This is a genomic window from Pseudomonas nitroreducens NBRC 12694, assembly GCF_002091755.1.
Lineage (GTDB): Bacteria > Pseudomonadota > Gammaproteobacteria > Pseudomonadales > Pseudomonadaceae > Pseudomonas > Pseudomonas nitroreducens.
In genome coordinates, this window is record NZ_BDAI01000021.1 from 21,322 (window position 1) to 42,498 (window position 21,177).

Below are 21,177 nucleotides of genomic sequence, written 5' to 3' on the forward strand. Positions count from 1 at the left end.
AGTGGAACCCGGAAGCCCCGTGGCGGCCTAAACTGGCCGAGACCCTTTTCCGGAGAAGCACCATGAGCCGCACCGAAACCGACAGCCTCGGCCCCATAGAAGTCCCCGAAGACGCCTACTGGGGCGCCCAGACCCAGCGTTCGCTGGAGAACTTCGCCATCGGCGGGCAGCGCATGCCACTGGCGGTGGTCCACGCCCTGGCGCTGATCAAGAAGGCCGCCGCCCGCGTGAATGCACAGCTGGGCGAGCTGCCGGAGAACATCACCAGCCTGATCGAGGAAGCGGCTGACGAAGTGCTCGCGGGCGAGCACGACGACCAGTTCCCCCTCGTCGTCTGGCAGACCGGCAGCGGCACCCAGAGCAACATGAACGTCAACGAGGTCATCGCCGGGCGCGCCAACGAGATCGCTGGCAACGGCCGCGGCGGCAAGAAGCCGGTGCACCCCAATGACCATGTGAACTGCGCGCAGAGCTCCAACGACAGCTTCCCCACCGCCATGCACATCGCCGCCGCCCAGGCGGTGCAGAACGACCTGCTGCCGGCCATAGCCGAACTCAGCGGCGGCCTCGCCCAGCAGGCCGCGCGCCACGCCAACCTGGTGAAGACCGGGCGCACCCACCTGATGGACGCAACGCCGGTCACCTTCGGCCAGGAACTTTCCGCCTTCGTCGCCCAGCTCGACTATGCCGAGCGCGCCCTCCGCGCGGCACTGCCGGCCGTCTACGAGCTGGCCCAGGGCGGTACCGCCGTCGGCACCGGGCTGAACGCGCCGAAGGAGTTTGCCGAGGCCATCGCCGCTGAACTGGCCGACCTTTCCGGTTTGCCTTTCGTTTCCGCACCGAACAAGTTCGCCGCCCTCGCCGGCCACGAACCGCTGGTGACCCTCGCCGGCGCGATGAAGACCCTGGCCGTGGCCCTGATGAAGATCGCCAACGACCTGCGCCTGCTCGGCTCCGGCCCCCGCGCGGGATTCGCCGAGGTGAAGCTGCCGGCCAACGAACCGGGCTCCTCGATCATGCCCGGCAAGGTCAACCCGACCCAGTGCGAGGCCCTGTCGATGCTCGCCTGCCAGGTCTTCGGCAACGATGCCGCGATCACCTTCGCCGCCAGCCAGGGCCACCTGCAGCTCAACGTCTACAAGCCGGTGATCATCCACAACCTGCTGGAGTCCGCACGCCTGCTGGCCGACGGCTGCCGCAACTTCAACACCCACTGCATCGCCGGCATGGAACCGGACGCCGCGAAGATGCGCGAGCATCTCGACCGCGGCCTGATGCTGGTGACCGCACTCAACCCGCACATCGGCTACGACAAGGCCGCCGAGATCGCCAAGAAGGCCTATGCCGAAGGCAAGACGCTGCGCGCCGCCGCACTGGAACTGGGCTACCTGAGCGACGCCGAGTTCGACCAGTGGGTCCGCCCGGAAACCATGCTGGAGGCCGGGCAGAATGGTTGAAGCCGTCAAGCATGGCGCCACGCCCCTTGAAGGCGACGGCAAGCGCGTGCTGCTGGTGCTGGGTTCGCCCAAGCCCGGCGGCTTCTGCCACGCGCTCGCCGAGGCCTACGCCCACGGCGCCCGCACCAAGGGCCATGTGGTGCACATGCTCAAGCTCGGCGAGCTGAACTTCGACCCCGTGCTGCGCGGCGGCTATGAACTGGGCCAATCCCTCGAACCGGACGTGCTCGAAGCGCAGCGGCAAATCCACTGGGCGCAGCACATCGCCTTCGTCTACCCGGTCTGGTGGGGCGGCCTGCCGGCGCTGCTGCAGGGCTTCTTCGACCGTGTGCTGCAACCCGGCTTCGCCTTCCGCTACCGCTCGGTGGAGTCCCGCGAGTTCGAACCCTTGCTGGGCGGGCGCAGCGCCGACCTGCTGGTCAGCCACGACCAGACGCACTGGCACTACCGCCTGCGTCAGGGCGCACCGGCCCATCGGCAGATGACCCGCTGCATCCTCGCGCCCTGCGGCATCGCCCTCCATCACCTGGAGGAATTCAGCCCGGTGCGCGGCTCGGGCGAGGAACAACGCCAGTCCTGGCTGCGGCGGGCGGAGCAGATCGGCTCACAAGTCTGATTCGGTCGTAGAGCACGGGATTACAGTGCTCTATGCCGCCTTCGGCTTTCATGATCGGCTTTTGCCCCGTCACACATAGGATTTCCCCTACACCAGTCGCCCCGACCCTTTCTCTTAGCATGCCTACACCCAAATTCCGGGTACCTCTCCCCGCCTCTGGAGGCAGCATGCTTCGCAAACTTTCCGCCGAGATGATCGGCACCTTCTGGCTGGTGTTCGGTGGTTGCGGCAGCGCCATCTTCGCCGCCCACGCCATTGGCGTCCTGGGTGTCGCCCTGGCTTTCGGCCTGACGGTCGTGACCATGGCCTACGCCATCGGCCCGATCTCCGGTTGCCACCTCAACCCCGCGGTCAGCCTCGGCCTGTGGGCCGGCGGCCGCTTCCGCACCGCTGAGTTGGTCCCGTACATCGTCGCCCAAGTGGTTGGCGGCATCCTCGCTGGTGCGGCGCTGTACTTCATCGCCAGCGGCAAACCGGGCTTCGACGCGCTGGCGGGCTTTGCCGCCAACGGCTTCGGCGAAGGCTCGCCAGACCACTACAGCATGCTCTCCGCGCTGACGGCCGAAGTACTGCTGACCGCGTTCTTCCTGTTCGTGATCATGGGCGCCACCGACAGCAAGCTGGCCCCGGCGGGCTTTGCGCCGATCGCCATCGGCCTGACGCTGACGCTGATCCACCTGATCAGTATCCCGATCGACAACACTTCGGTGAACCCGGCGCGCAGCCTGGGCGTGGCGATCTTCGCCGACCCGCTGTTCATGAAGCAGCTGTGGCTGTTCTGGGTCGGCCCGCTGGTGGGCGGCGTGATCGGTGCGCTGGTCTACCGCGTGGTGCGTCCGGCTGCCTGAGCCTGATACCCGCAATAGCAAACGGGCGCCTTCGGGCGCCCGTTTTCGTTGGTACTTGGCGCAGGCCTTTTGGTAGGGCGGATAACGCCAACGGCGTTATCCGCCGTGAGCACCATCGGCGCATAAAGCGTCCCGCTTTATGCGCCCTAGGAGCACGCCGGATCGTAGGAGCGAGCTTGCTCGCGAACGCGCCCTGCTCCGCTGCTGCCGGGAAATCCGCTCGCGAGCAAGCTCGCTCCTACAGTCGACAGTGAGCCTCTCAGAAGTACTGGGTAAGGCTGAACTTGGCGTTGCGGCCCTGGCTGTAGACGCTGTCGCCGGCCAGCGCCGGGTGGTAGTCGCGGTTGAACAGGTTGTCCACGGTGAAGTTCAGCTCGGTATTCTCGAAGCCCAGGCGGCGCGGCTTCCAGCTGGCGAAGACGCGCTGGGTGTCATAGCTGTCGTTGACCGTCTGGTCCCAGAAGATGTCGCCGACGCTGGTGCCCATGCCGCCCTTGTACTTGTCGCTGGGCAGGCGGTCGGTCTGGCGGACGAACTCGCCCTGCCAGCCGATCTGCGCGTCCCACGCCGGAATCTTGGTGCCCAGGGTGGCGACCCACTTGGCCGGCGGCACGTCACGCGCCCACACGTTCGGCCCCCAGGGATTGCTGTAGGCGCCGTCGTGCTTGCCGGTCACCCACGAGTACGACAGCCCGCCGAACAGCCAGGGGCTGTCGTAGAAACTCTCGATCTCGAAGCCCTTGTAGGTCACGCCCGGCAGGTTGCGGTAGTTGGAGAGCGGCAGGTAGTCGCCGCAGCTGCCGGAGATGGTGCCGTTGTCGATGGCCTGCTGCTCGCAGCCGACGCTGCGGGTGCGGAAAATCTCGTCCTTGATCTTGTTCTGGAACAGCGTGGTGCGCACCTGCAGGTTGTCGCCGTTGATGAACAGGTCCGGCAGGTTGACCAGCGAGCCGAAGCGCAGCGCATGAATGCGCTCGGGGTCGAGGTCGCGGCTGGTGGCGCTGACCGTGCTGCTGTTCTGCACCTCGTACATCTCGTCGATCACCGGCGCACGCCAGGTGCGGCTGTAGTCGGCGAAGAAGCCCAGGCGCTCGGTGGCCGTCCAGAACAGCGAGAGGCGCGGCGACCAGCCGCTGTAGGTCTGCGAGCTGTAGTCGTGGCCTTGCGCGGCGTTGTTGTAGATCGGCGCGTCATTGTCCTTGCCCTGGTTGCGCACATGGTCGAAGCGCAACGACGGGGTGATGGTCACGCTGCCCAGGGTCAGCGCGTCCTGGATGTAGGCGCTGTTGGTGTTCTGCTTGCCGCTGGGCATGAAGGTCGGCTGGAAGTGCCCATAGTTGTAGCGCGCGGTGTTGTAGGTGGAGCCGGGGATATACATGTCGGTGGTGCGGGTGTGCCGGTGGAACTCGGTACCCACGGTGAACGCATGCTGTACCGGGCCGGTGGCGAACAGGCTGGTGTTGCGCAACTCCAGCACCTTGTCCTTGTAGTCGGTATCCATCTTGCGGCCACCGGTGGAGACCTGGAAGAAGGCGTCCGGATTACGCTCGTCGGTCTGGTCGATGTGCGACTCGGAGTACTGCACCATCAGGTCGATCAGCGGGTTATCGATCGGGTGGTATTCGTACTTGCCGGACCAGGTCGTGTCGGTGGTGTCGCGGTGCGCCAGCAGGCGCTTGAGCGCCGCTTCATAGCCGTAGCGATCAATGCTCGACTGGGTCGGTGGCGTCGGGTAGGAGGCCGAGGAGAACGGCGTCCAGCGGGTGCTGTGGGAGCGGCTGTAGGCCAGGCTGATGTCGTTGTCGAGGTTGGGGTGCAGGTTCAGCTTGAACAGCCCGGCGTCCAGGTCCTGGGCGCTATTGGGCAAGCGGCTGGGGTTGATCGGGTAGTTGTTGTTCGGGTCGGGAATGTGCCCGGCGAGCTTGATGTCGCGGCCATCGCGAGCGGTAACGTAGGCCAGCGCATCGACCTTGCGGTCCTCGGTGCGACCATAGACGGCGCCGCTGTAGATCTTCTGCTGGTCGTTGGAGTGGTAGCCATACTTGAGCATGGCGCCGACGTTCTGATCGTCGCGCAGCAGGTCCGGCGCGTCCTTGGTTTCCATGTGCACGGTGCCGCCGAAGCCGCCGTTGCCGTTGTAGACCGAGTGCGGGCCCTTCTCCACTTCGATGCGCTTGATCAGCTCCGGCTCGATGAACACGGTGCCCTGCTGGTAGCGCTCGAAGCCGCTCTTGGGTGCGCCGTCGAGGGTGAAGGGCACGTCCTCGGCATCGCCCAGGCCCCAGATGTTGACGGTCTGCCCGCCCGGCTTGGGCGAGCCGCCCATGGTCACGCCGGGCAGGGTCTGCAGCAGGGTGGGAATGTTGTCGGCCTGGATGCGCTCGATGTCCTTGCGGGTCAGGGTCGAACGGCCGACATTGCTGGAGTCCACCGACAGGCCGCTGCCGACGACGGTCTGCGAATCCAGTTCCATGGCGTTGTCGCTGAACTTGTCGACCTTGCCGGAGCGCCGCACGACAAAGCCGTCGCCCGCCTCCACCAGTTCCAGCGACGAGCCCTTGAGCAGGTGCTCCAGGGCTTCGCGCATGCTGTAGCGGCCGGCTACCGCGGGAGCCTTGAGCCCCTCCAGCTGGGAGGCGTCATAAAGCACCTGCACGCCGGCCTGCTGCGACAGGCTGCCGATGGAGTCGCTCAGTGCCTGCGCCGGCAGGTCGATCTGCCAATCGGCAGCGCGGCTGTACTCGGCCATCATCAGGCTGCCGAGCAGCACGGCACAGCCCAGCGGGCGTGCGAACGGGAAGTTGAAACGAGACTGCATGCAAGGCCCTCCCCAGGGACGAAAAGCGCTGCGCGTTTCGCAGCGAATGACGGGGAAGACCCTCATTCGAGAAAAAACCACACCTGCAAATAAAAATATTTCTCAAAAATGATTCAGGGTACGTGGGAGCGGAAACGGGTACGGGATTTTCGTAGGAGCGAGCCTGCTCGCGAACCGGCCCAGGTCCGGTGCTTCCGGGAAATACGTTCGCGAGCAAGCTCGCTCCTACAAGGGAGGGGCGATCAGCGCGGCAGGATCACGGCGCTGCCATCGGCCTTGCGCTGCACGCGCACGTCGAGCAGTACCGGCAGGGCCGCGAGGAAGTCGTCCGGGCGGGCCAGGCGCACGTTGCCGGAGATGGGCCTCTGCGCCAGGCGCTCATCGCCGAGGCGGATGGGCGCAGCGCGGTACTGCGACAACTCGTCCACCAGCGCCCCCAGGGGCTGATTGCGGAAGGCGAGCATGCCGTCGCGCCACGCAGCGATGGAGGCGACAGGTACGCGGTCGATCTGCGCCTCCCCTGCCCCGGCAGCAAGCTGGGCGCGATCACCCGCGGTCAGGGTCTGCTCGTCACGCGCATCGAGTTTCGCCTGCAAGGCCACCTTGCCGTGGCGCACGGCCACCGTCAGGCCGTCGTCCGTGCGGTGCACATCGAAACCGGTGCCAAGGACGCGCACACGGCTGCCACCGGAGGTCACCCGGAAGGGCCGGGCAACATCGTGGGTGACTTCGAAATAGGCCTCGCCGCGCAGCAATTGGACATCGCGGAACGCATCCGAGAAGTTCACGCGCAACGACGAATCCCCCGCGAGGAAAACCCGCGTGCCGTCGGCCAACGTCACCTCGCGCTGCTCGCCCGCAGCGGTGCTCTGCACCTGTTGCGGATCGGCCAGGCGGCCGCCGCTGAAGTCGTTTGCCAGCAGCAACGCCGCGCAGAACACACTGGCAGCCGCGAGCCCGCGCCAAGGCCATGCCGGGCGACGGCCAGGCACGATGGCCGGTCGGCGGATATGGTCGAGATCGCTCCACAACTGCTCGATCTCACGGTAGGCGGATTCATGCGCAGGGTCTTCCGCCAGCCAGTCGGCGAAGGCCTGGCGCTCGCGGGCATCCCAGGCGCCTGCGCGCTGGCGGCTGAACCACTTGGCGGCGAGTTCGTCGATCACCTGCTGGCGTTCTTCCTGCGGCGTCATGCTTCGCCCTCTCCCTGAACCTGACGCTTGCAATGCAGCAGCGCGCTGGCAACGTGCTTCTCCACCATGCTCAATGAAATCCCCATGCGCCTGGCTACCTCCGGCTGCGAAAGGCCATCGAACTTGTGCAGGATGAAGGCCTCGCGGCGCCGTGGCGGGAGGCTGTCGAGCGCCTTCGAAAGCTGGCGAAGATAACGTTGTCGCTCGAACTGCACCACGGGTTCGCCTCCTTCGGCGGCCGGTTGCTGGTCATGGTCGAGGGCCTCTTCCGGCTCATTGGAGAAGCGCCGGGAGCGCTGCCAGTGGTCGCGCAGCAGGTTGCGCGCGACCTGGAAGAGAAATGCGCGCGGCTGTTCCACTTCATGCCGCGAGGAGGACTTGAGCCACTGGGCGAAGGCATCCTGGGCGAGGTCGGCGGCATCCGCCGAACTGCCCAGCTGCTTGCGCAGGAAACGCAGCAGTTCGCCATGGAAGGAGCGATAGGCCTGGGACACCGAACGGGAGAAACGCTCATCCATCGACCCACGCCTCCCGGCGTCGCCGCCCTGCCCCGCTGTTGCCCGCTACCACGTCGCCCCCGAACCGAGGCGCTGGGCCTCGACAACCATCGAACCGCACAAATGATAATACATATCATTTGCGAAAATGAAGCCGAACGCGAGCGCCGGATAGCAGAAGGCCGCCTCGCGGCGGCCCTCGGGGATTCAGAGGTTGGCGATGCGCGCCCTTCGCGCCCGGTAACTGCGCAACAGTGAAGGCGCCAGCGCGGTCAGCGCGGAGCCGCTGACCACCAGCAGCGCGCCGACATAGGCCAGCCCGTTGAGGTCTTCGGGCAGCACGAACTCCGGCCACAGCGAGGCAGCCAGCGCCACCGACGCGAAGGTCACCAGCGGGGTGATCGCCAGGGTCGCGCTGACCCGCGAGGCCTCCCAGTGCGCCAGCGCCTCGGCGAAGGCGCCATAGGCCACCAGGGTGTTCAGGCAGCAGGCCAGCAGCAGCCAGCCCTGGAGCGGCGAGAGGTCCAGCGCTTCCAGCGGATGCGCCCAGAGCGTGAGCAACGCGCCGCAGCCCAGGTAGATCACCATCATTACCTGCACCGAGGTCCACTGGGTCAGCAGTTGCTTCTGCGCCAGGCCGTAGAAGGTCCAGATGAAGGCGGCAAAGACCACGATCAGCACGCCGGTAGTGTACTCGCCCAGCGAGCTGAACAGTTCCGCCAGACGCTGGTTGAAGAACAGCCCGAAACCGAAGATGAGTACGGCAAGCCCCAGCGCCTGACCGATGCTGAAGCTCTCCTTGAAGACGAACAGGCTGCCCAGCAGGAGCAGGATCGGCGCGATCTGGATCACCAGTTGCGTGGTGCCCGGCGTGAGCATGCGCAGGCCGATCAGGTAGCACACGTAGTTGCCGGTCAGGCCGAGAATGGCCAGCAGCACCAATCCCTTGCCGCGCGCGCCAAGTGGCGAGAAGCGCGGCAGCTGGCGGGTGAAGGCCAGGTAGATCAGCAGCAGACCACCGGACACCACCAGGCGAAACCAGGTGACGGTGATCGGGTCCATGACCTTGAGCACTTCCTTGAGCTTGATCGGCAGGATGCCCCAGAGAACGGCGGTGACCAGGGCCAGGAACAGGCCGAATTGCCAGCGGCCGGATGAAACGTGCATGGAAGCCTCGACGCGTGTGCGGTCCGCCATGCTAAGTCATGGCGGTATCGCCCCATAGGAACAGTTGCGTTGCGCAACTGTTCCGGTCGCCGCTCAGATCAGGGTCGAGAGGCGCAGCAGCCACCAGATCAGGATGATCAGCTGAACGAAGAAGGCAGCGAAACGCACCCACACCGCCAGCGCGGAAGTACTGAGCAGGTGCACCACCGACTGGACGATGCGCGCCACCAGCAGGGTTGGCGCCAGCGGGTCGGTGATTACCGTCTGCTGAGTGACCATCGCATAGAGCAGCACCGCGCAGAACAGCGGCACGTTCTCCACGCAGTTGGCGTGGGCACGCACCAGGCGCTGGCCGAAAGTGCCGGGGGTGTTGCTGCCGTCGGCGGCGAAGACGTTGACCTTCATGCGGCCGCTCATCACCAGCAGGCCACGCTGGTTGACCAGCAGCAGAACCAGCAGCACGGTCCAGGCGACCAGGCCGAGCAATGCGAAGGCAGAGGGACTCAGGGACATGCGGGACTCCTTTCTCTTGTTGGTTTGAGCGGGAGTCTAAGGGAAGTAGAGCAATTGCTCTAGCCGTTTGCCGCTGGCGCAAAGCCTGGCTATTCGTAGGATGGGTGGAGCTTGCGATACACATCGGGCCACGCGCCGACAGCATGGGTGTCGCTGCGCTCCAGCCCTCCTACAAAATCGCCCGGCGCGTCCCGGAAGCCGTCGCGCAAAAGGAAACGGGCAGCCCGTTTCCGGACTGCCCGTTGTATTCCAGCGCCGCATTCAGAGCTTGGCGATGGACACCTCGGTGGATTTCACGAAGGCGATCACTTCGCTGCCGATGGCCAGTTCCAGCTCTTTCACGGAACGGGTGGTGATCACCGAGGTGACGATGCCAGCGGCAGTCTGCACGTCGATTTCCGACAGTACATCGCCTTCGACGATTTCCTTGATGGTGCCCTTGAACTGGTTGCGGACGTTGATGGCTTTGATGGTCATGGCGTAGCTCCTTGGGAGAATGGGGTCTTCGGATGAACGTTGGATCAGAGCGCCCAGCGCAGCTGCGTGGGCAGTGGGGAAACAGGTTCCGGCTCGGGCGGCTGCGCCGGCAGCGACAGCACGCGTTCGAGCACTTCGGCTTCCAGCGCGGCCAGGCGTGCCGAACCACGGGCGCGCGGGCGGTGCAGCTCGACATTGAGGTCCAGGCCGATCTCGCCATCCTCGATGAGGATCACCCGGTCGGCGATGGCCACGGCCTCGGCGACATCATGGGTGACCAGCAGCACGGTGAAGCCATGCTGCTGCCAGAGGCGCTCGATCAGTTGCTGCATCTCGATACGGGTCAGGGCATCCAGCGCGCCCAGCGGCTCGTCGAGCAGCAGCAGGCGCGGCTGGTGGATCAGGGCGCGGGCCAGGGCCACGCGCTGCTTCTGGCCACCGGACAGGCTGGCCGGCCACTCGTTGGCGCGGTCGGCGAGGCCCACGGCTTCCAGCGCGTCCAGCGCCTTCTTGCGCCAGTCGCCTTTGAGGCCGAGGCCGACGTTGTCGATCACCCGCTTCCAGGGCAGCAGCCGCGAGTCCTGGAACATCAGACGGGTTTCTTCGCGGGCACTGTCCAGCGGCGCGGAGCCGGCCAGCAGTTGCCCGTCGCTGGCCTCGTCGAGCCCGGCCAGCAGTCGCAGCAGGGTGCTCTTGCCGCAACCGCTGCGGCCGACGATGGCGACGAACTGGCCGGCGGGAATCCGCAGATCGATACCCTTGAGCACTTCACGCTCGCCGAAGCGTTTACGGACGTTTTCCAGCGCCAGCGGGATGCCTTTCTTGAGTTTCTGAGGCAGGTTGTTCACCGCATTCATGCCGCACCTCCCTTGACCTGATAGGCCGGGTGCCAGCGCAGCCAGACGCGCTCAAGGCCGCGGGCGGCGAGATCGGCCAGCTTGCCGAGCACGGCGTAGAGCAGGATGGCCAGGACTACGACGTCGGTCTGCAGGAATTCGCGGGCGTTCATCGCCAGGTAGCCGATGCCGGAGTTGGCGGAAATGGTCTCAGCGACGATCAGGGTCAGCCACATGAAGCCCAGGGCGAAGCGCACGCCGACCAGGATCGAGGGCAGCGCGCCGGGCAGGATCACCTGGCGGAACAGGGCGAAGCCGGACAGCCCGTAGCTGCGCGACATTTCCAGCAGGCCCGGGTCGATGTTGCGGATGCCGTGGTAGGTGTTGAGGTAGATCGGGAACAGCGTGCCGAGGGCGACCAGGAAGATCTTCGCCGACTCGTCGATGCCGAACCACAGGATCACCAGCGGGATCAGCGCCAGGTGCGGCACGTTGCGGATCATCTGCACGGAGCTGTCGAGGAAGCGCTCGCCCCACTTCGACAGGCCGGTGATCAGCCCCAGCACCAGGCCGATGCTGCCGCCGATGAGGAAGCCGACGGCGGCACGCCAGGTGCTGATCGCCAGGTGTTGCCACAGTTCGCCGCTGACCACCAGGTGGTAGCCGGCCTCGGCCACCGCGCTGGGCGCCGGCAGGATACGGCTGGACAGCCAGCCGAATTCCACCGCCAGTTGCCAGATCACCACCAGGCCCACCGGCAGGGCCCAGGGCGCGAGGCGCTGGGCGAGTTGATTGGAATTGCTCATTTCGTCTCTCCGGATTCTTCGTCGGGCGGATCACGCGGCGCGTTTGCCGCCCGACCGCCTTATCAGCTCGCCGATGCCGCCTTGGGCAGAATGTCGTTGGCGACCATCTCGCCGAACGGGCTGACGTAGCCGCGCTCCTGCGGTTGCTGCGGGCGAGCGAGGTCCAGGTGCGGGAAGAGCAATTCGGCGACCCGGTACGACTCTTCCAGGTGCGGGTAACCGGAGAAGATGAAGGTGTCGATCCCCAGGTCCGCGTATTCCTTGACGCGCGCCGCCACGGTCGGGCCATCGCCGACCAGCGCGGTGCCGGCACCGCCGCGAACCAGGCCGACGCCGGCCCAGAGGTTGGGGCTGACCTCCAGCTTGTCCTTGTTGCCGCCATGCAGGGCGGCCATGCGTTGCTGGCCGACGGAATCGAAGCGCGCCAGGGACGCCTGGGCACGGTCGATGGTGTCCTGGTCCAGGTGGGAGATCAGGCGGTCGGCGGCCTGCCAGGCTTCGTCGTTGGTCTCGCGGACGATCACATGCAGGCGGATGCCGAAGCGCACGCTGCGGCCTTGCCGGGCGGCCTTCTCGCGGACCTGGGCGATCTTCTCGGCGACGGCGGCCGGCGGCTCGCCCCAGGTCAGGTACAGCTCGACCTGCTCGGCAGCGAGGTCCTGCGCGGCGTCGGAGGAACCGCCGAAGTACAACGGCGGACGCGGTTGCTGGATCGGCGGGTAGAGCAGCTTGGCGCCCTTCACTTGCAGGTGCTTGCCGTCGTAGTCGACGGTCTCGCCCTCCAGTACGCGGCGCCAGATGCGGGTGAATTCGACCGAGGCTTCGTAGCGCTCGGCGTGGCTCAGGTGCAGGCCGTCGCCGGCCAGTTCGTCCGGGTCACCGCCGGTCACCAGGTTGAACAGCGCGCGCCCACCGGAGAGCCGGTCGAGGGTTGCGGCCTGGCGGGCGGCCACGGTCGGGGAAATGATGCCCGGACGCAGGGCGACCAGGAACTTCAGGCGCTGGGTCACCGGGATCAGCGAGGCGGCAACCAGCCAGGAGTCCTCGCAGGAGCGGCCGGTAGGGATCAGCACGCCGCCGAAACCGAGGCGGTCGGCGGCCTGGGCGACCTGTTGCAGATAACCGTGGTCCACGGCACGGGCGCCTTCGGCGGTGCCCAGGTAGTGGCCGTCGCCGTGGGTCGGCAGGAACCAGAAGATGTTGAGACTCATCGCTGTAACTCCAGATAAGCGCGCCGGCGTGGCGTAGCCGCGCGATGATGGGATGGGTGTACGTGTTGCTACTGTTCTTCGCAGGAGCGAGCTTGCTCGCGAACAGACTCCCGGCAGCTCCGGAGCTGGGCGGGTTCGCGAGCAAGGACTAGGCGTCCCCCTCGCTCCTACAAGGGAATCATTGGGCGGTAGCGACCTTGGCAGGCGCCGTCCACACCACGTCCTTGATGCTCAGCTTCTTGGGGATCAGCTTCAGGTCGGTGAAGGTGTCGGCGATCTTCTGCTGCGCGGCAGTAACGTCCGGGGTGATCGGCTGGGCGCCGTAGCCCTGGCGTTTCACCGCGGTGAAGGTGATGTCCGCCGGCAGGCCGAGCAGCGGCGCGACCTGGTCGGTCACCTGCTGCGGGTTCTGCTGCGACCACTCGCCCACCGAACGCACTTCGTCGATCAGGGTGGTGATCACCTGCGGGTGGTTGTTCGCATAGGGACGGGTGGCCAGGTAGAACTGGTGGTTATCCACAAGGCCGGTGCCGTCTACCAGGGTGCGGGCGGAGAGCTGCTTCTCGGCGGCGGCCTGGTACGGGTCCCAGATCACCCAGGCATCGACGCTGCCACGCTCGAAGGCGGCGCGGGCGTCGGCCGGCGGCAGGTAGACGGGCTGGATATCGGTGTATTTCAGGCCGGCTTTCTCCAGGGCGCGCACCAGCAGGTAGTGCACGTTGGAGCCTTTGTTCAGGGCGACTTTCTTGCCCTTGAGCTCGGCGACGGATTTGATCGGCGAATCCTTGGGCAGCAGGATCGCTTCGCTGGTCGGCGCCGGCGGTTCGTGGGCCACGTAGACCAGATCGGCGCCAGCGGCCTGGGCGAATACCGGCGGGGTTTCGCCGGTGACGCCGAAGTCGATGCTGCCGACGTTCAGGCCTTCGAGCAGCTGCGGGCCGCCGGGGAATTCGGTCCATTGCACCTTGACGCCCTGCTCGGCCAGGCGCTTCTCCAGCGTGCCACGGGCCTTGAGCAGCACCAGGGTGCCGTATTTCTGATAGCCGATACGCAGGGTGCCGGGCTGTTCGTCCGCCTGGACGTTGTAGGACAGGGCCGCGATCAGCAGGGCCGCCAGTCCACTACGCAAAGTAAGGGTCCGCATGGGAGTGATCCTTCGTCGAGTGTGATTGCCGGACCTGCGGTCCCGTTGACGGGACGGTGAGGGCCTTTTCTTGTTGGTGACGCAGTTGCCGCCTGCCGGGTTGGGGCTTGGCGCTCTCCTGCGTGGGGTTGTCTGTCAGATGCTCCAGCGGGCGTTGATCAGCCGTTCGTTGAGCAGGTTCGGGTCGATGGGTTTCGGCCGGCGCGCGAGGGCGCCATGGAACTGTTCCAGGGACTCCAGCAGTCGGTGTTCGAGGGTCGGTTCCAGGCGCGCCGGGGAATTGCCCTCGAGGTATTGCACCTGGCTCTCTTCGGCGAACACCCCATGCAGGGTTTCCTGTGCCTTCAACGCAGCGAGGACTGGCTTGAGCGCGTAGTCCACCGCCAGCATGTGCGCGTTGCTGCCGCCAGTAGCCAGGGGCAGCACCACCTTGTGCGCCAGCGCCCGCTCCGGCAGCAGGTCGAGAATGACCTTCAGCGCACCGGCGATGGATGCCTTGTACACCGGGGTGGAGATCACCAGGCCGTCGGCGCGCAGGACCTGTTCGATCAGCTCGACCACCCGCGGGCTGTCGAAGCGTGCATGCAGCAGGTCTTCCGCCGGAAAATCGTGCACGGAGTAGGAGCGCACCTCGGCGCCGTGGGCGTGCAGCCAGTTCCGTGCGACGTCCAGGAGGACGCCGGAGCGGGAACGCTGGCTGGGGCTGCCGGCTAGGGTGACTACATACATCTGCACGCTTCCTTATAACGATCAGGACGATACAAATGCCGCCCTGCTAACCAATGTGCATAGACCTTAACAGGCAACCTCATATTCCAATAAATGTTATTTTTTCATTTGGTTATTCGATTTTGTTTTTAATGTAGGAGCGAGCTTGCTCGCGGACGCTTTCCGGGCAGCTCCGGCATCAAGCGGTTCGCGAGCAAGCTCGCTCCCACAGAACAGTGATGAGTCAGATGACGTGGGACTGGTGCAGCTCGGTCAGCGCTTCGCCGCGCAGGAAGGCCAACTCGACGGCGCGACGATCCCGAGGGCGCGGCAGCGGCACGGGGAATTCGCGGCGCAGGCGGCTGGGCGTGCCGCCCAGCAGCAGGACGCGGTCGCTGAGGTAGAAGGCTTCGTCGAGGTCGTGGGTGACCAGCAGGATGCTGATGTCGTACTCCAGCGCCAGTTGCTGGATCAGGTCCTGCAGGCGGATGCGGGTGAAGGCGTCCACCGCGCTGAAGGGTTCGTCCAGCAGCAACACCTGCGGACGACCGTAGAGACCACGGGCGATGGCCGCGCGCTGGGCCATGCCGCCGGAAAGTTGTTTGGGCAGCAGGTCACCCTTGCCTTCCAGGCCCACGTCGCGCAGCAGGTGCGCGATACGGTGGTCATCGGCCAGCCAGCCGTCGGCGAAACCGATGTTCTGCGCCACGGTGAGCCAGGGCAGCAGGCGCGGTTCCTGGAACACCACGCCGACGCCACCACCGCCACGACCGGTGTCGCCGTCCGGGCCGAAACCCAGCAGCGGGTTGCGCTCCAGCGAGCCGGCGAACTCGTCGTCCAGCCCGGCGGCGATGCGCAGCAGGGTACTTTTGCCACAGCCACTGGGGCCGAGCAGGCTGACCACTTCGCCCGGCGCCAGGCTCAGGCTGACGTCGTCCAGCACCCGCACGCCGGAGAAGCTCTTGCGGATATCACGCAGTTCCAGCAAGGCGCTCATCAGCTCTCTCCATTGCCCAGGAAGGTATCGCGCCAGGCCAGCGCACGCTGCTCCAGCGCCTTGAGCAGGCTGTCGCTGAGCTTGCCGAGCACTGCCAGCACCAGGATGGCGGCGATGACGATGTCCGGCCGCGAGGTTTCCCGGCCGTCGCTGAGCAGATAGCCGAGGCCACGGGTGGCGGCGATCAGCTCGGCAGCAACGAGGAACATCCAGCTCAGACTCAGGGCGCCGCGCAGGCCGGTGAACAGGCTCGGCAGCGCCGCCGGCAGCAGAATCCGCCGCACCAGGGCAAAGGGCGAGAGGTGATACAAGCGGCCCAGCTCGACCCACTTGCGGTCGACGTTACGCACGCCGGCTACCAGCGAGAGATACACGGGGAAGAAAGCGCCGAGGGCGATCAGCACGATTTTCGGCGTCTCGTCGATGCCCAGCCAGAGCAGCAGGAGCGGCACCCAGGCGAGGCTGGGAATGGCCCGCAGCGCCTGGAAAGTCGGTCCGAGATAAGCCTCGGCACGCTGGCTGAGGCCGACCCAGGTGCCGATCAGGATGGCCAACGCCGCGCCGATGGAGAAGCCGGCAGCCACCCGTGCGAGGCTGGCCGCCACGTGCCTCCACAGCTCGCCCTGGGCCAGTTGCCAGAGCGTCAGCGCGACACTGCTGGGCGCGGGCATCTGGTGCTCGGGCAGCCAGCCGACGCGTACCACCAGCTCCAGCACTGCGCACAGCAGCAGCGGCAGCAGCCAGGCGCGCCAGCTCAGTCGCGGCCAGCGCAGCCTTGGCAGGCGGCGCTGGCGAGCGAGGCGCAGGCTCTGGGTTGGCATGGATTACTGCTCCGCCTTGGCGACAGCGCCAGCCTTGCCAATCACCTCGCCGGCCAGTTGCGGGGCAATCAGCTGATCCACCACGGCGGTGACATCAGTGCCCGGGCGAACCAGTTGCTCATCGATCAGGATCGGCGCGGCGGCTTTGAGCGCGGCAACTTGTTCGGCGCCCGGCAGCGGCTTGCTGAAATCAGTGCGCGAGAGCTGCAGCTTGGCCACTTCCAGCGGCAGCTTGGCCTCCTCGGCGAGCAGCTTCGCGGTCTCCTCCGGATGGGCGATGGCCCACTGGCGCGCCTCTTCGTAGGCGGCGATGACCTGCTTGATCAGCTCCGGCTGCTCCTGCTCGAATTTCTCGGTGACGCTGAGCACGCCGTAGCTGTTGAAGTCGACGTTGCGGTACAGCAACCGCGAGCCGGCCTGCAGTTCGCTGGCGGCCATGTGCGGGTCCAGCCCCGCCCAGGCATCCACCCTGCCCTGCTCCAGCGCGGCGCGGCCGTCCGGGTGCTGCAGGTGGACGATTTCCACGTCGTTCTTGTCCAACCCGGCCTTTTGCAGGCTGCGCAGGAGGAACAGATAGGGATCGGTGCCCTTGGTGGCGGCGATCTTCTTGCCCTTGAGGTCAGCGACGGACTTGAGCGGCGAATCCTTGGGCACCACCAGCGCGGTCCACTCCGGCCGGCTGGCGATGTAGACGGTCTTCAGCGGCGCGCCGTTGGCGCGGCTGAGTACGGCGGCCAGCCCCGCGGTGGAGGCGAAGTCGGTACTGCCGGCGTTGAGGTATTCCAGGGAACGGTTGCTGCCCTGGCTGAACACCCAGCGCACTTCGGTGCCCTGCGGCTTGAGGGACTTCTCCAGCCAGCCGAAGTGCTTGAGCACCAGGCTGGTGGGCGCGTAGTAGGCGTAGTCCAGGCGCACCTCCTTCGGTGCGTCGGCGGCTTGGGCGGGGCTGTTGTAGGCGCCGATCGGCAGGCTCGCGAGAAGAGCGACGGCCAGGCTGCGGCGCCAGGTGGAATGACCCATGGTCGTTCTCCTTGGCGTGGGCTGGTGTCTTCTTCCCGTCTGGCGGGCAAGTCAGATCCTTGGTGATGGAGCGAATAAAAAAGCGCGGCGTGGTCCGCGCGTGAAAGATAAAAAAGGGGCCGGCGGACCGGCCCGATTTCCCGCTCGAGGCGTGAGTGATTCCCCGGATGGGGATCGGAGAATCATTTGTTCGGTTGAGGGGTGAGGCGCAGGTACGGCTTGATGGCGCGGTAGCCCTTGGGGAAGCGCTGCTTGATCTCTTCCTCGTCCTTGAGCGAGGGCACGATCACCACGTCGTCGCCGTCCTGCCAGTTACCGGGCGTGGCGACCTTGTGGTTGTCGGTGAGCTGCAGCGAGTCGATGACGCGCAGGATTTCGTTGAAGTTGCGCCCGGTGCTCGCCGGGTAGGTGATGGTCAGGCGCACCTTCTTGTTCGGGTCGATGACGAACAGCGAACGCACGGTGAGGGTGTCGTTGGCGTTCGGGTGGATCAGGTCGTACAGCTCGGAGACCTTGCGGTCGGCGTCGGCGATGATCGGGAAGTTGACCACGGTGTTCTGGGTCTCGTTGATGTCGTCGATCCACTTCACGTGGGAGTCCACCGGGTCGACGGACAGGGCAATCACCTTGACGCCCTTGGCGGCGAACTGGTCCTTGAGCTTGGCGGTCAGGCCCAGCTCGGTGGTGCACACCGGGGTGAAGTCGGCCGGGTGGGAGAACAGAATGCCCCAGCTGTTGCCCAGCCATTCATGGAAACGGATGCGGCCTTCGCTGGATTCCTGTTCGAAGTCGGGGGCGATGTCGCCGAGTCGCAAGCTCATGGGTCTCTCCTTGTTCGTGTTGGTAGCCACTATGCACAAGGTCTTTACGCATTAAAAAGAATATATTTTGATTTTCTTATAACCAAAATCAAGCACTCGTATCGACCCTGCCCTGGCGCCCCGGGCGCGCTGGACACTGAGCATAGCCAAGGCTGCGGGAAGCTCTGCCCGCCAAGTGTTTCACCGCTGAGACAAAACCCAACCGTTCGTCGCCATCCCCCTGCAGCCCCTGTACGGCGGGGCTTTGCGGCATACACTCGAATCAATTAATCCTTTTGTACGGGAGGTCAGCGTATGTTGGGACAACGTGTCGGCGACAATCAGGCGGCCACCCATTACCGCAGCGATCGGATCAGCGCGGTCAATGGCCAGTACTTCTTCTCCACCCGCGAAGGGACTCTCGAAGGGCCCTACTTCACCCGCTTCGATGCCGAACGCGAGGTGGCGCAATACATCACCCGCATGCGCCAGGCGGCAGGGTTGATGGCGCGCGTGGCGCAGTGACGGCGAGCTGACCGAACGCGAGTGCGCGACCCCGGCCCGGTGCCGGGGTTTTGTTTTTCCCGCTGCGTTCAATTCCTGGGAGTCGCTCAGGACTCCTCGCTTTGCCCCAACCCATGCAGGCGCAGCTTGTTGGCGATGGTGGTGTGCGACACCCCCAGGCGCTTGCCCAGTTGCCGGCTGCTCGGGTGCTCGCGGTAGAGCCGCTCCAGCACCGCTCTCTCGAACCGACCGACGATGGCGTCCAACCCGCCCTCCAGGGAGAAGTCGCCCAACGGATGCGGCGCGCCGTAGTCCGGCAGGCGGATGTGTTCGGGGCGAATGGTGCCGCCTTCGCACAGCGAGACCGCCTGGAACAGCGCGTTTTCCAGCTGCCGCACGTTGCCCGGCCAGTGGTAGCGGCCGAGGCGGTCCAGCGCCTGGGGCGAGAGCTTGGGCAGAGCGCAACCGATCTGCCGGCTGGCCTGGTCGAGGAAGTGCTGCACCAGCGGTTCCAGGCCGTCCAGGCATTCGCGCAGCGGCGGAATGTGCAGCGACAGCACGTTGAGGCGGTGGTAGAGGTCCTGGCGGAACTCACCCTTGGTGCACAGCTCGGACAGATCCACCTGGGTCGCGCAGATCACCCGCACGTCCAGGTACACCTCCTCGTCACTGCCGACGCGGCGGAAGCAGCCATCCTGCAGGAAGCGCAGCAGCTTGGCCTGCAGGCGCGGGCTCATCTCGCCGACACCATCGAGGAACAGCGTGCCGCCCGCGGTGAGTTCCAGCAGGCCGAGCTTGCCTTCCGGGCGCGCGCCCTCGAAGGCGCCCGGGCCGTAGCCGAACAGCTCGGTCTCGGCCATGGATTCGGGCAGGCCGGCGCAGTTCAGCGCCATGAACGGCGACTGCCCGCGCGGGCTGGCCAGGTGACAGGCGCGGGCCAGCAGTTCCTTGCCGGTGCCGGTCTCGCCCTCGATCAGCAGCGGCGCATCCAGCGGCGCCATGCGGCGCGCCTCGCGCACCACGGCGGCCATCACCCGCGAGCTCTGGAAGATGCTGTCGAAGCCGCGCAACTCCAGGCGCCGCACGTTGTAGATGCGCTCGCCGACGCGGTCGGCGCGGTGCAACGTCAGCACGGCGCCAGCCAGCGCCTCGCTCTCGTCGTGTTCGGATTGCAGCGGCGCGATGTCCGCGAGGAACACATCGCCCTTCACCTTCACGCGCAGGCCGTTGATGCGTGCCTTGTTGGCTCGCACCAACTCCGGCAGGTCGAGGTCCTCGACGTAGCGCGACAGCGGAATCCCCGGCACTTCGTCGACCCGCGAGCCCAGCAGCTGCGCGGCGGCCCGATTGGCCGCGACGATCTGCCCGGCCATGTCGATGGACAGCACCGGGAACTCCAGCGCCGCCAGCAATGCGTTCAACTCCAGGTGGCGCCGTTCGCTGGGCATCAGGCCGACACGCTTGACGCCGAACACGCCGGGCACCGCTTCGAGCTTGGGCTTGAGCGACTGGAACTGCAGGTTGATCAGGTTCGGGCAGAGCAGGTAGATGGCGTTGCCCTGCTCGCCGCCGACTTCGCCGCGGTTGACGTTGATGCCGTAGTCGACCAGCAGGTTGAGGATGTCGCGCAGGATGCCGACGCGGTTCTGGCAGTGCACTTTGATGCGCATGGCGGGCCCGTGGTTGTCGTTGTGGTGGGCGCTCCGGCGCGGATTTTCGCAAGGCAGCCGGAAATTACCGTCAAGAATATGTGACACCAAGCCGCACCTTCAAGCCATGGCCGGATGCCCGCGCCGCTTTGCGTAATTTTTTCTTTACGGATTACAGCCCTGGCAGCCTGAAAACACCGCGAACAGGGGGCTGATCGGCGGCACGACTCGCGCTATCTGTTGGTCATCACAACAACAAGGCCTCGACGCCACAGTACCTATGAGGGCACCCATGAAGACAACGCAGTACGTGGCCCGCCAACCTGATGAAGATGGCTTTATCCACTACCCGGCAGCCGAGCATCAGGTCTGGAACACCCTGATCACCCGCCAATTGAAAGTGATCGAAGGCCGCGCGTGTCAGGAATACCTGGACGGCATCGAACAGCTTGGCCTGCCGCACGACCGCATCCCGCAACTGGGCGAAATCAACCGGGTACTCCAGGCCACCACCGGCTGGCGCGTGGCGCGGGTGCCGGCGCTGATTCCCTTTCAGACCTTCTTCGAGCTGCTGGCCAGCCAGCAATTCCCCGTCGCCACCTTCATCCGCACCCCGGAGGAGCTGGACTACCTGCAGGAGCCGGACATCTTCCACGAGATCTTCGGCCACTGCCCGCTGCTGACCAACCCCTGGTTCGCCGAGTTCACCCACACCTACGGCAAGCTCGGCCTGGCCGCCAGCAAGGAAGAACGGGTGTACCTCGCCCGCCTCTACTGGATGACCATCGAGTTCGGCCTGCTGGACACCCCGCAAGGCCTGCGCATCTACGGCGGCGGCATCCTTTCGTCGCCCAAGGAGACGGTCTACAGCCTCTCCGATGCGCCCGAGCACCAGGCCTTCAACCCGCTGGAATGCATGCGCACGCCGTACCGCATCGACATCCTGCAGCCCCTGTATTTCGTGCTGCCTGAGCTCAAGCGCCTGTTCGACTTGGCCCATGAGGACATCATGGCGCTGGTGCGCGAAGCCATGCGTCTGGGCCTGCACGCGCCGAAGTTTCCGCCGAAACAGGCCGCCTGATCCGCTGCAATCGA

General features: G+C 65.9%; 21 protein-coding genes. 5 read left to right on the top strand and 16 right to left on the bottom strand.

Annotation, left to right across the window (positions count from 1 at the left end; all coding sequences use genetic code 11):
* The first annotated feature begins 62 nt into the window (after positions 1-62).
* The 3 genes from PNI01S_RS27305 (at position 63) to aqpZ (ending at position 2,921) form a co-directional block, all read left to right on the top strand.
* Positions 63-1,457 (top strand): class II fumarate hydratase, encoded by a 1,395-nt coding sequence (locus tag PNI01S_RS27305; protein ID WP_084359795.1) that lies wholly within the window; start codon positions 63-65, stop codon positions 1,455-1,457.
* Positions 1,450-2,073 carry an NAD(P)H-dependent oxidoreductase gene (locus tag PNI01S_RS27310; RefSeq protein ID WP_084359796.1) on the top strand — a complete coding sequence of 208 codons (624 nt, stop codon included), beginning with the start codon at positions 1,450-1,452 and terminating at the stop codon, positions 2,071-2,073. Before PNI01S_RS27305 ends, PNI01S_RS27310 begins: the two co-directional genes overlap by 8 nt.
* Positions 2,074-2,240: 167 nt before the next feature.
* Positions 2,241-2,921, top strand: a complete 681-nt coding sequence (aqpZ, locus tag PNI01S_RS27315; protein WP_024764377.1) for an aquaporin Z — start codon at positions 2,241-2,243, stop codon at positions 2,919-2,921.
* 259 nt (positions 2,922-3,180) lie between these two features.
* Here aqpZ and PNI01S_RS27320 read toward each other — a convergent pair whose 3' ends face one another.
* The 15 genes from PNI01S_RS27320 to PNI01S_RS27390 form a co-directional block, all read right to left on the bottom strand.
* On the bottom strand, positions 3,181-5,739 hold the full coding sequence (locus PNI01S_RS27320; RefSeq protein ID WP_084359797.1) for a TonB-dependent receptor: 2,559 nt from the start codon (positions 5,737-5,739) through the stop codon (positions 3,181-3,183).
* Positions 5,740-5,981: 242 nt separating this feature from the next.
* Positions 5,982-6,932 carry a FecR family protein gene (locus tag PNI01S_RS27325; RefSeq protein ID WP_084359798.1) on the bottom strand — a complete coding sequence of 317 codons (951 nt, stop codon included), beginning with the start codon at positions 6,930-6,932 and terminating at the stop codon, positions 5,982-5,984.
* Positions 6,929-7,450, bottom strand: a complete 522-nt coding sequence (locus tag PNI01S_RS27330; RefSeq protein WP_024764379.1) for a sigma-70 family RNA polymerase sigma factor — start codon at positions 7,448-7,450, stop codon at positions 6,929-6,931. Before PNI01S_RS27330 ends, PNI01S_RS27325 begins: the two co-directional genes overlap by 4 nt.
* A gap of 186 nt (positions 7,451-7,636) precedes the next feature.
* Positions 7,637-8,596, bottom strand: coding sequence for a DMT family transporter (locus PNI01S_RS27335; protein WP_084359808.1), 960 nt, complete (start codon positions 8,594-8,596; stop codon positions 7,637-7,639).
* A gap of 93 nt (positions 8,597-8,689) precedes the next feature.
* Positions 8,690-9,109, bottom strand: coding sequence for an MAPEG family protein (locus PNI01S_RS27340; RefSeq protein WP_024764381.1), 420 nt, complete (start codon positions 9,107-9,109; stop codon positions 8,690-8,692).
* Between the two features lie 261 nt (positions 9,110-9,370).
* Positions 9,371-9,586, bottom strand: a complete 216-nt coding sequence (locus tag PNI01S_RS27345) for a TOBE domain-containing protein (RefSeq protein ID WP_017517652.1) — start codon at positions 9,584-9,586, stop codon at positions 9,371-9,373.
* 44 nt (positions 9,587-9,630) lie between these two features.
* The gene (ssuB, locus tag PNI01S_RS27350; RefSeq protein ID WP_065086434.1) at positions 9,631-10,443 is read right to left on the bottom strand and encodes an aliphatic sulfonates ABC transporter ATP-binding protein; all 813 of its coding nucleotides are present in this window, start codon (positions 10,441-10,443) and stop codon (positions 9,631-9,633) included.
* Positions 10,440-11,228 carry an aliphatic sulfonate ABC transporter permease SsuC gene (ssuC, locus tag PNI01S_RS27355; RefSeq protein ID WP_024764383.1) on the bottom strand — a complete coding sequence of 263 codons (789 nt, stop codon included), beginning with the start codon at positions 11,226-11,228 and terminating at the stop codon, positions 10,440-10,442. Before ssuC ends, ssuB begins: the two co-directional genes overlap by 4 nt.
* A gap of 62 nt (positions 11,229-11,290) precedes the next feature.
* Positions 11,291-12,439: an FMNH2-dependent alkanesulfonate monooxygenase gene (gene ssuD / locus PNI01S_RS27360; protein WP_024764384.1), complete on the bottom strand. Its 1,149-nt coding sequence runs from the start codon at positions 12,437-12,439 to the stop codon at positions 11,291-11,293.
* Positions 12,440-12,617: 178 nt separating this feature from the next.
* On the bottom strand, positions 12,618-13,583 hold the full coding sequence (locus PNI01S_RS27365) for a sulfonate ABC transporter substrate-binding protein (protein ID WP_084359799.1): 966 nt from the start codon (positions 13,581-13,583) through the stop codon (positions 12,618-12,620).
* A gap of 135 nt (positions 13,584-13,718) precedes the next feature.
* On the bottom strand, positions 13,719-14,312 hold the full coding sequence (ssuE, locus tag PNI01S_RS27370; RefSeq protein WP_024764385.1) for an NADPH-dependent FMN reductase: 594 nt from the start codon (positions 14,310-14,312) through the stop codon (positions 13,719-13,721).
* 223 nt (positions 14,313-14,535) lie between these two features.
* Positions 14,536-15,288, bottom strand: a complete 753-nt coding sequence (locus PNI01S_RS27375; RefSeq protein WP_037012390.1) for an ABC transporter ATP-binding protein — start codon at positions 15,286-15,288, stop codon at positions 14,536-14,538.
* Positions 15,288-16,109, bottom strand: coding sequence for an ABC transporter permease (locus PNI01S_RS27380; RefSeq protein ID WP_084359800.1), 822 nt, complete (start codon positions 16,107-16,109; stop codon positions 15,288-15,290). Before PNI01S_RS27380 ends, PNI01S_RS27375 begins: the two co-directional genes overlap by 1 nt.
* Before the next feature lie 3 nt (positions 16,110-16,112).
* Positions 16,113-17,129: an aliphatic sulfonate ABC transporter substrate-binding protein gene (locus PNI01S_RS27385; RefSeq protein WP_037012385.1), complete on the bottom strand. Its 1,017-nt coding sequence runs from the start codon at positions 17,127-17,129 to the stop codon at positions 16,113-16,115.
* Positions 17,130-17,311: 182 nt separating this feature from the next.
* Entirely contained in the window at positions 17,312-17,950 is a 639-nt protein-coding gene (locus tag PNI01S_RS27390) for a peroxiredoxin (protein ID WP_024764389.1), read from the bottom strand.
* Between the two features lie 294 nt (positions 17,951-18,244).
* Here PNI01S_RS27390 and PNI01S_RS27395 point away from each other — a divergent pair, with 294 nt between their 5' ends.
* On the top strand, positions 18,245-18,454 hold the full coding sequence (locus PNI01S_RS27395) for a DUF6316 family protein (protein WP_037012382.1): 210 nt from the start codon (positions 18,245-18,247) through the stop codon (positions 18,452-18,454).
* Positions 18,455-18,540: 86 nt separating this feature from the next.
* Here PNI01S_RS27395 and PNI01S_RS27400 read toward each other — a convergent pair whose 3' ends face one another.
* A complete protein-coding gene (locus tag PNI01S_RS27400; protein ID WP_038803408.1) occupies positions 18,541-20,103 on the bottom strand; it encodes a sigma-54-dependent phenylalanine hydroxylase transcriptional regulator PhhR in 1,563 nt (520 codons plus the stop codon).
* 271 nt (positions 20,104-20,374) lie between these two features.
* On the opposite strand from PNI01S_RS27400, the gene phhA reads away from it, so the two are divergent.
* Positions 20,375-21,163 (top strand): phenylalanine 4-monooxygenase, encoded by a 789-nt coding sequence (phhA, locus tag PNI01S_RS27405; RefSeq protein ID WP_084359801.1) that lies wholly within the window; start codon positions 20,375-20,377, stop codon positions 21,161-21,163.
* Positions 21,164-21,177 lie beyond the last annotated feature (14 nt).

Bases quoted from the DNA above. Each gene is read 5' to 3' on its own strand.
- PNI01S_RS27305 (WP_084359795.1), top strand. From the start codon at position 63: ATGAGCCGCACCGAAACCGACAGCCTCGGCCCCATAGAAGTCCCCGAA.
- PNI01S_RS27310 (WP_084359796.1), top strand. From the start codon at position 1,450: ATGGTTGAAGCCGTCAAGCATGGCGCCACGCCCCTTGAAGGCGACGGC.
- aqpZ (WP_024764377.1), top strand. From the start codon at position 2,241: ATGCTTCGCAAACTTTCCGCCGAGATGATCGGCACCTTCTGGCTGGTG.
- PNI01S_RS27320 (WP_084359797.1), bottom strand. From the start codon at position 5,739: ATGCAGTCTCGTTTCAACTTCCCGTTCGCACGCCCGCTGGGCTGTGCC.
- PNI01S_RS27325 (WP_084359798.1), bottom strand. From the start codon at position 6,932: ATGACGCCGCAGGAAGAACGCCAGCAGGTGATCGACGAACTCGCCGCC.
- PNI01S_RS27330 (WP_024764379.1), bottom strand. From the start codon at position 7,450: ATGGATGAGCGTTTCTCCCGTTCGGTGTCCCAGGCCTATCGCTCCTTC.
- PNI01S_RS27335 (WP_084359808.1), bottom strand. From the start codon at position 8,596: ATGCACGTTTCATCCGGCCGCTGGCAATTCGGCCTGTTCCTGGCCCTG.
- PNI01S_RS27340 (WP_024764381.1), bottom strand. From the start codon at position 9,109: ATGTCCCTGAGTCCCTCTGCCTTCGCATTGCTCGGCCTGGTCGCCTGG.
- PNI01S_RS27345 (WP_017517652.1), bottom strand. From the start codon at position 9,586: ATGACCATCAAAGCCATCAACGTCCGCAACCAGTTCAAGGGCACCATC.
- ssuB (WP_065086434.1), bottom strand. From the start codon at position 10,443: ATGAATGCGGTGAACAACCTGCCTCAGAAACTCAAGAAAGGCATCCCG.
- ssuC (WP_024764383.1), bottom strand. From the start codon at position 11,228: ATGAGCAATTCCAATCAACTCGCCCAGCGCCTCGCGCCCTGGGCCCTG.
- ssuD (WP_024764384.1), bottom strand. From the start codon at position 12,439: ATGAGTCTCAACATCTTCTGGTTCCTGCCGACCCACGGCGACGGCCAC.
- PNI01S_RS27365 (WP_084359799.1), bottom strand. From the start codon at position 13,583: ATGCGGACCCTTACTTTGCGTAGTGGACTGGCGGCCCTGCTGATCGCG.
- ssuE (WP_024764385.1), bottom strand. From the start codon at position 14,312: ATGTATGTAGTCACCCTAGCCGGCAGCCCCAGCCAGCGTTCCCGCTCC.
- PNI01S_RS27375 (WP_037012390.1), bottom strand. From the start codon at position 15,288: ATGAGCGCCTTGCTGGAACTGCGTGATATCCGCAAGAGCTTCTCCGGC.
- PNI01S_RS27380 (WP_084359800.1), bottom strand. From the start codon at position 16,109: ATGCCAACCCAGAGCCTGCGCCTCGCTCGCCAGCGCCGCCTGCCAAGG.
- PNI01S_RS27385 (WP_037012385.1), bottom strand. From the start codon at position 17,129: ATGGGTCATTCCACCTGGCGCCGCAGCCTGGCCGTCGCTCTTCTCGCG.
- PNI01S_RS27390 (WP_024764389.1), bottom strand. From the start codon at position 17,950: ATGAGCTTGCGACTCGGCGACATCGCCCCCGACTTCGAACAGGAATCC.
- PNI01S_RS27395 (WP_037012382.1), top strand. From the start codon at position 18,245: ATGTTGGGACAACGTGTCGGCGACAATCAGGCGGCCACCCATTACCGC.
- PNI01S_RS27400 (WP_038803408.1), bottom strand. From the start codon at position 20,103: ATGCGCATCAAAGTGCACTGCCAGAACCGCGTCGGCATCCTGCGCGAC.
- phhA (WP_084359801.1), top strand. From the start codon at position 20,375: ATGAAGACAACGCAGTACGTGGCCCGCCAACCTGATGAAGATGGCTTT.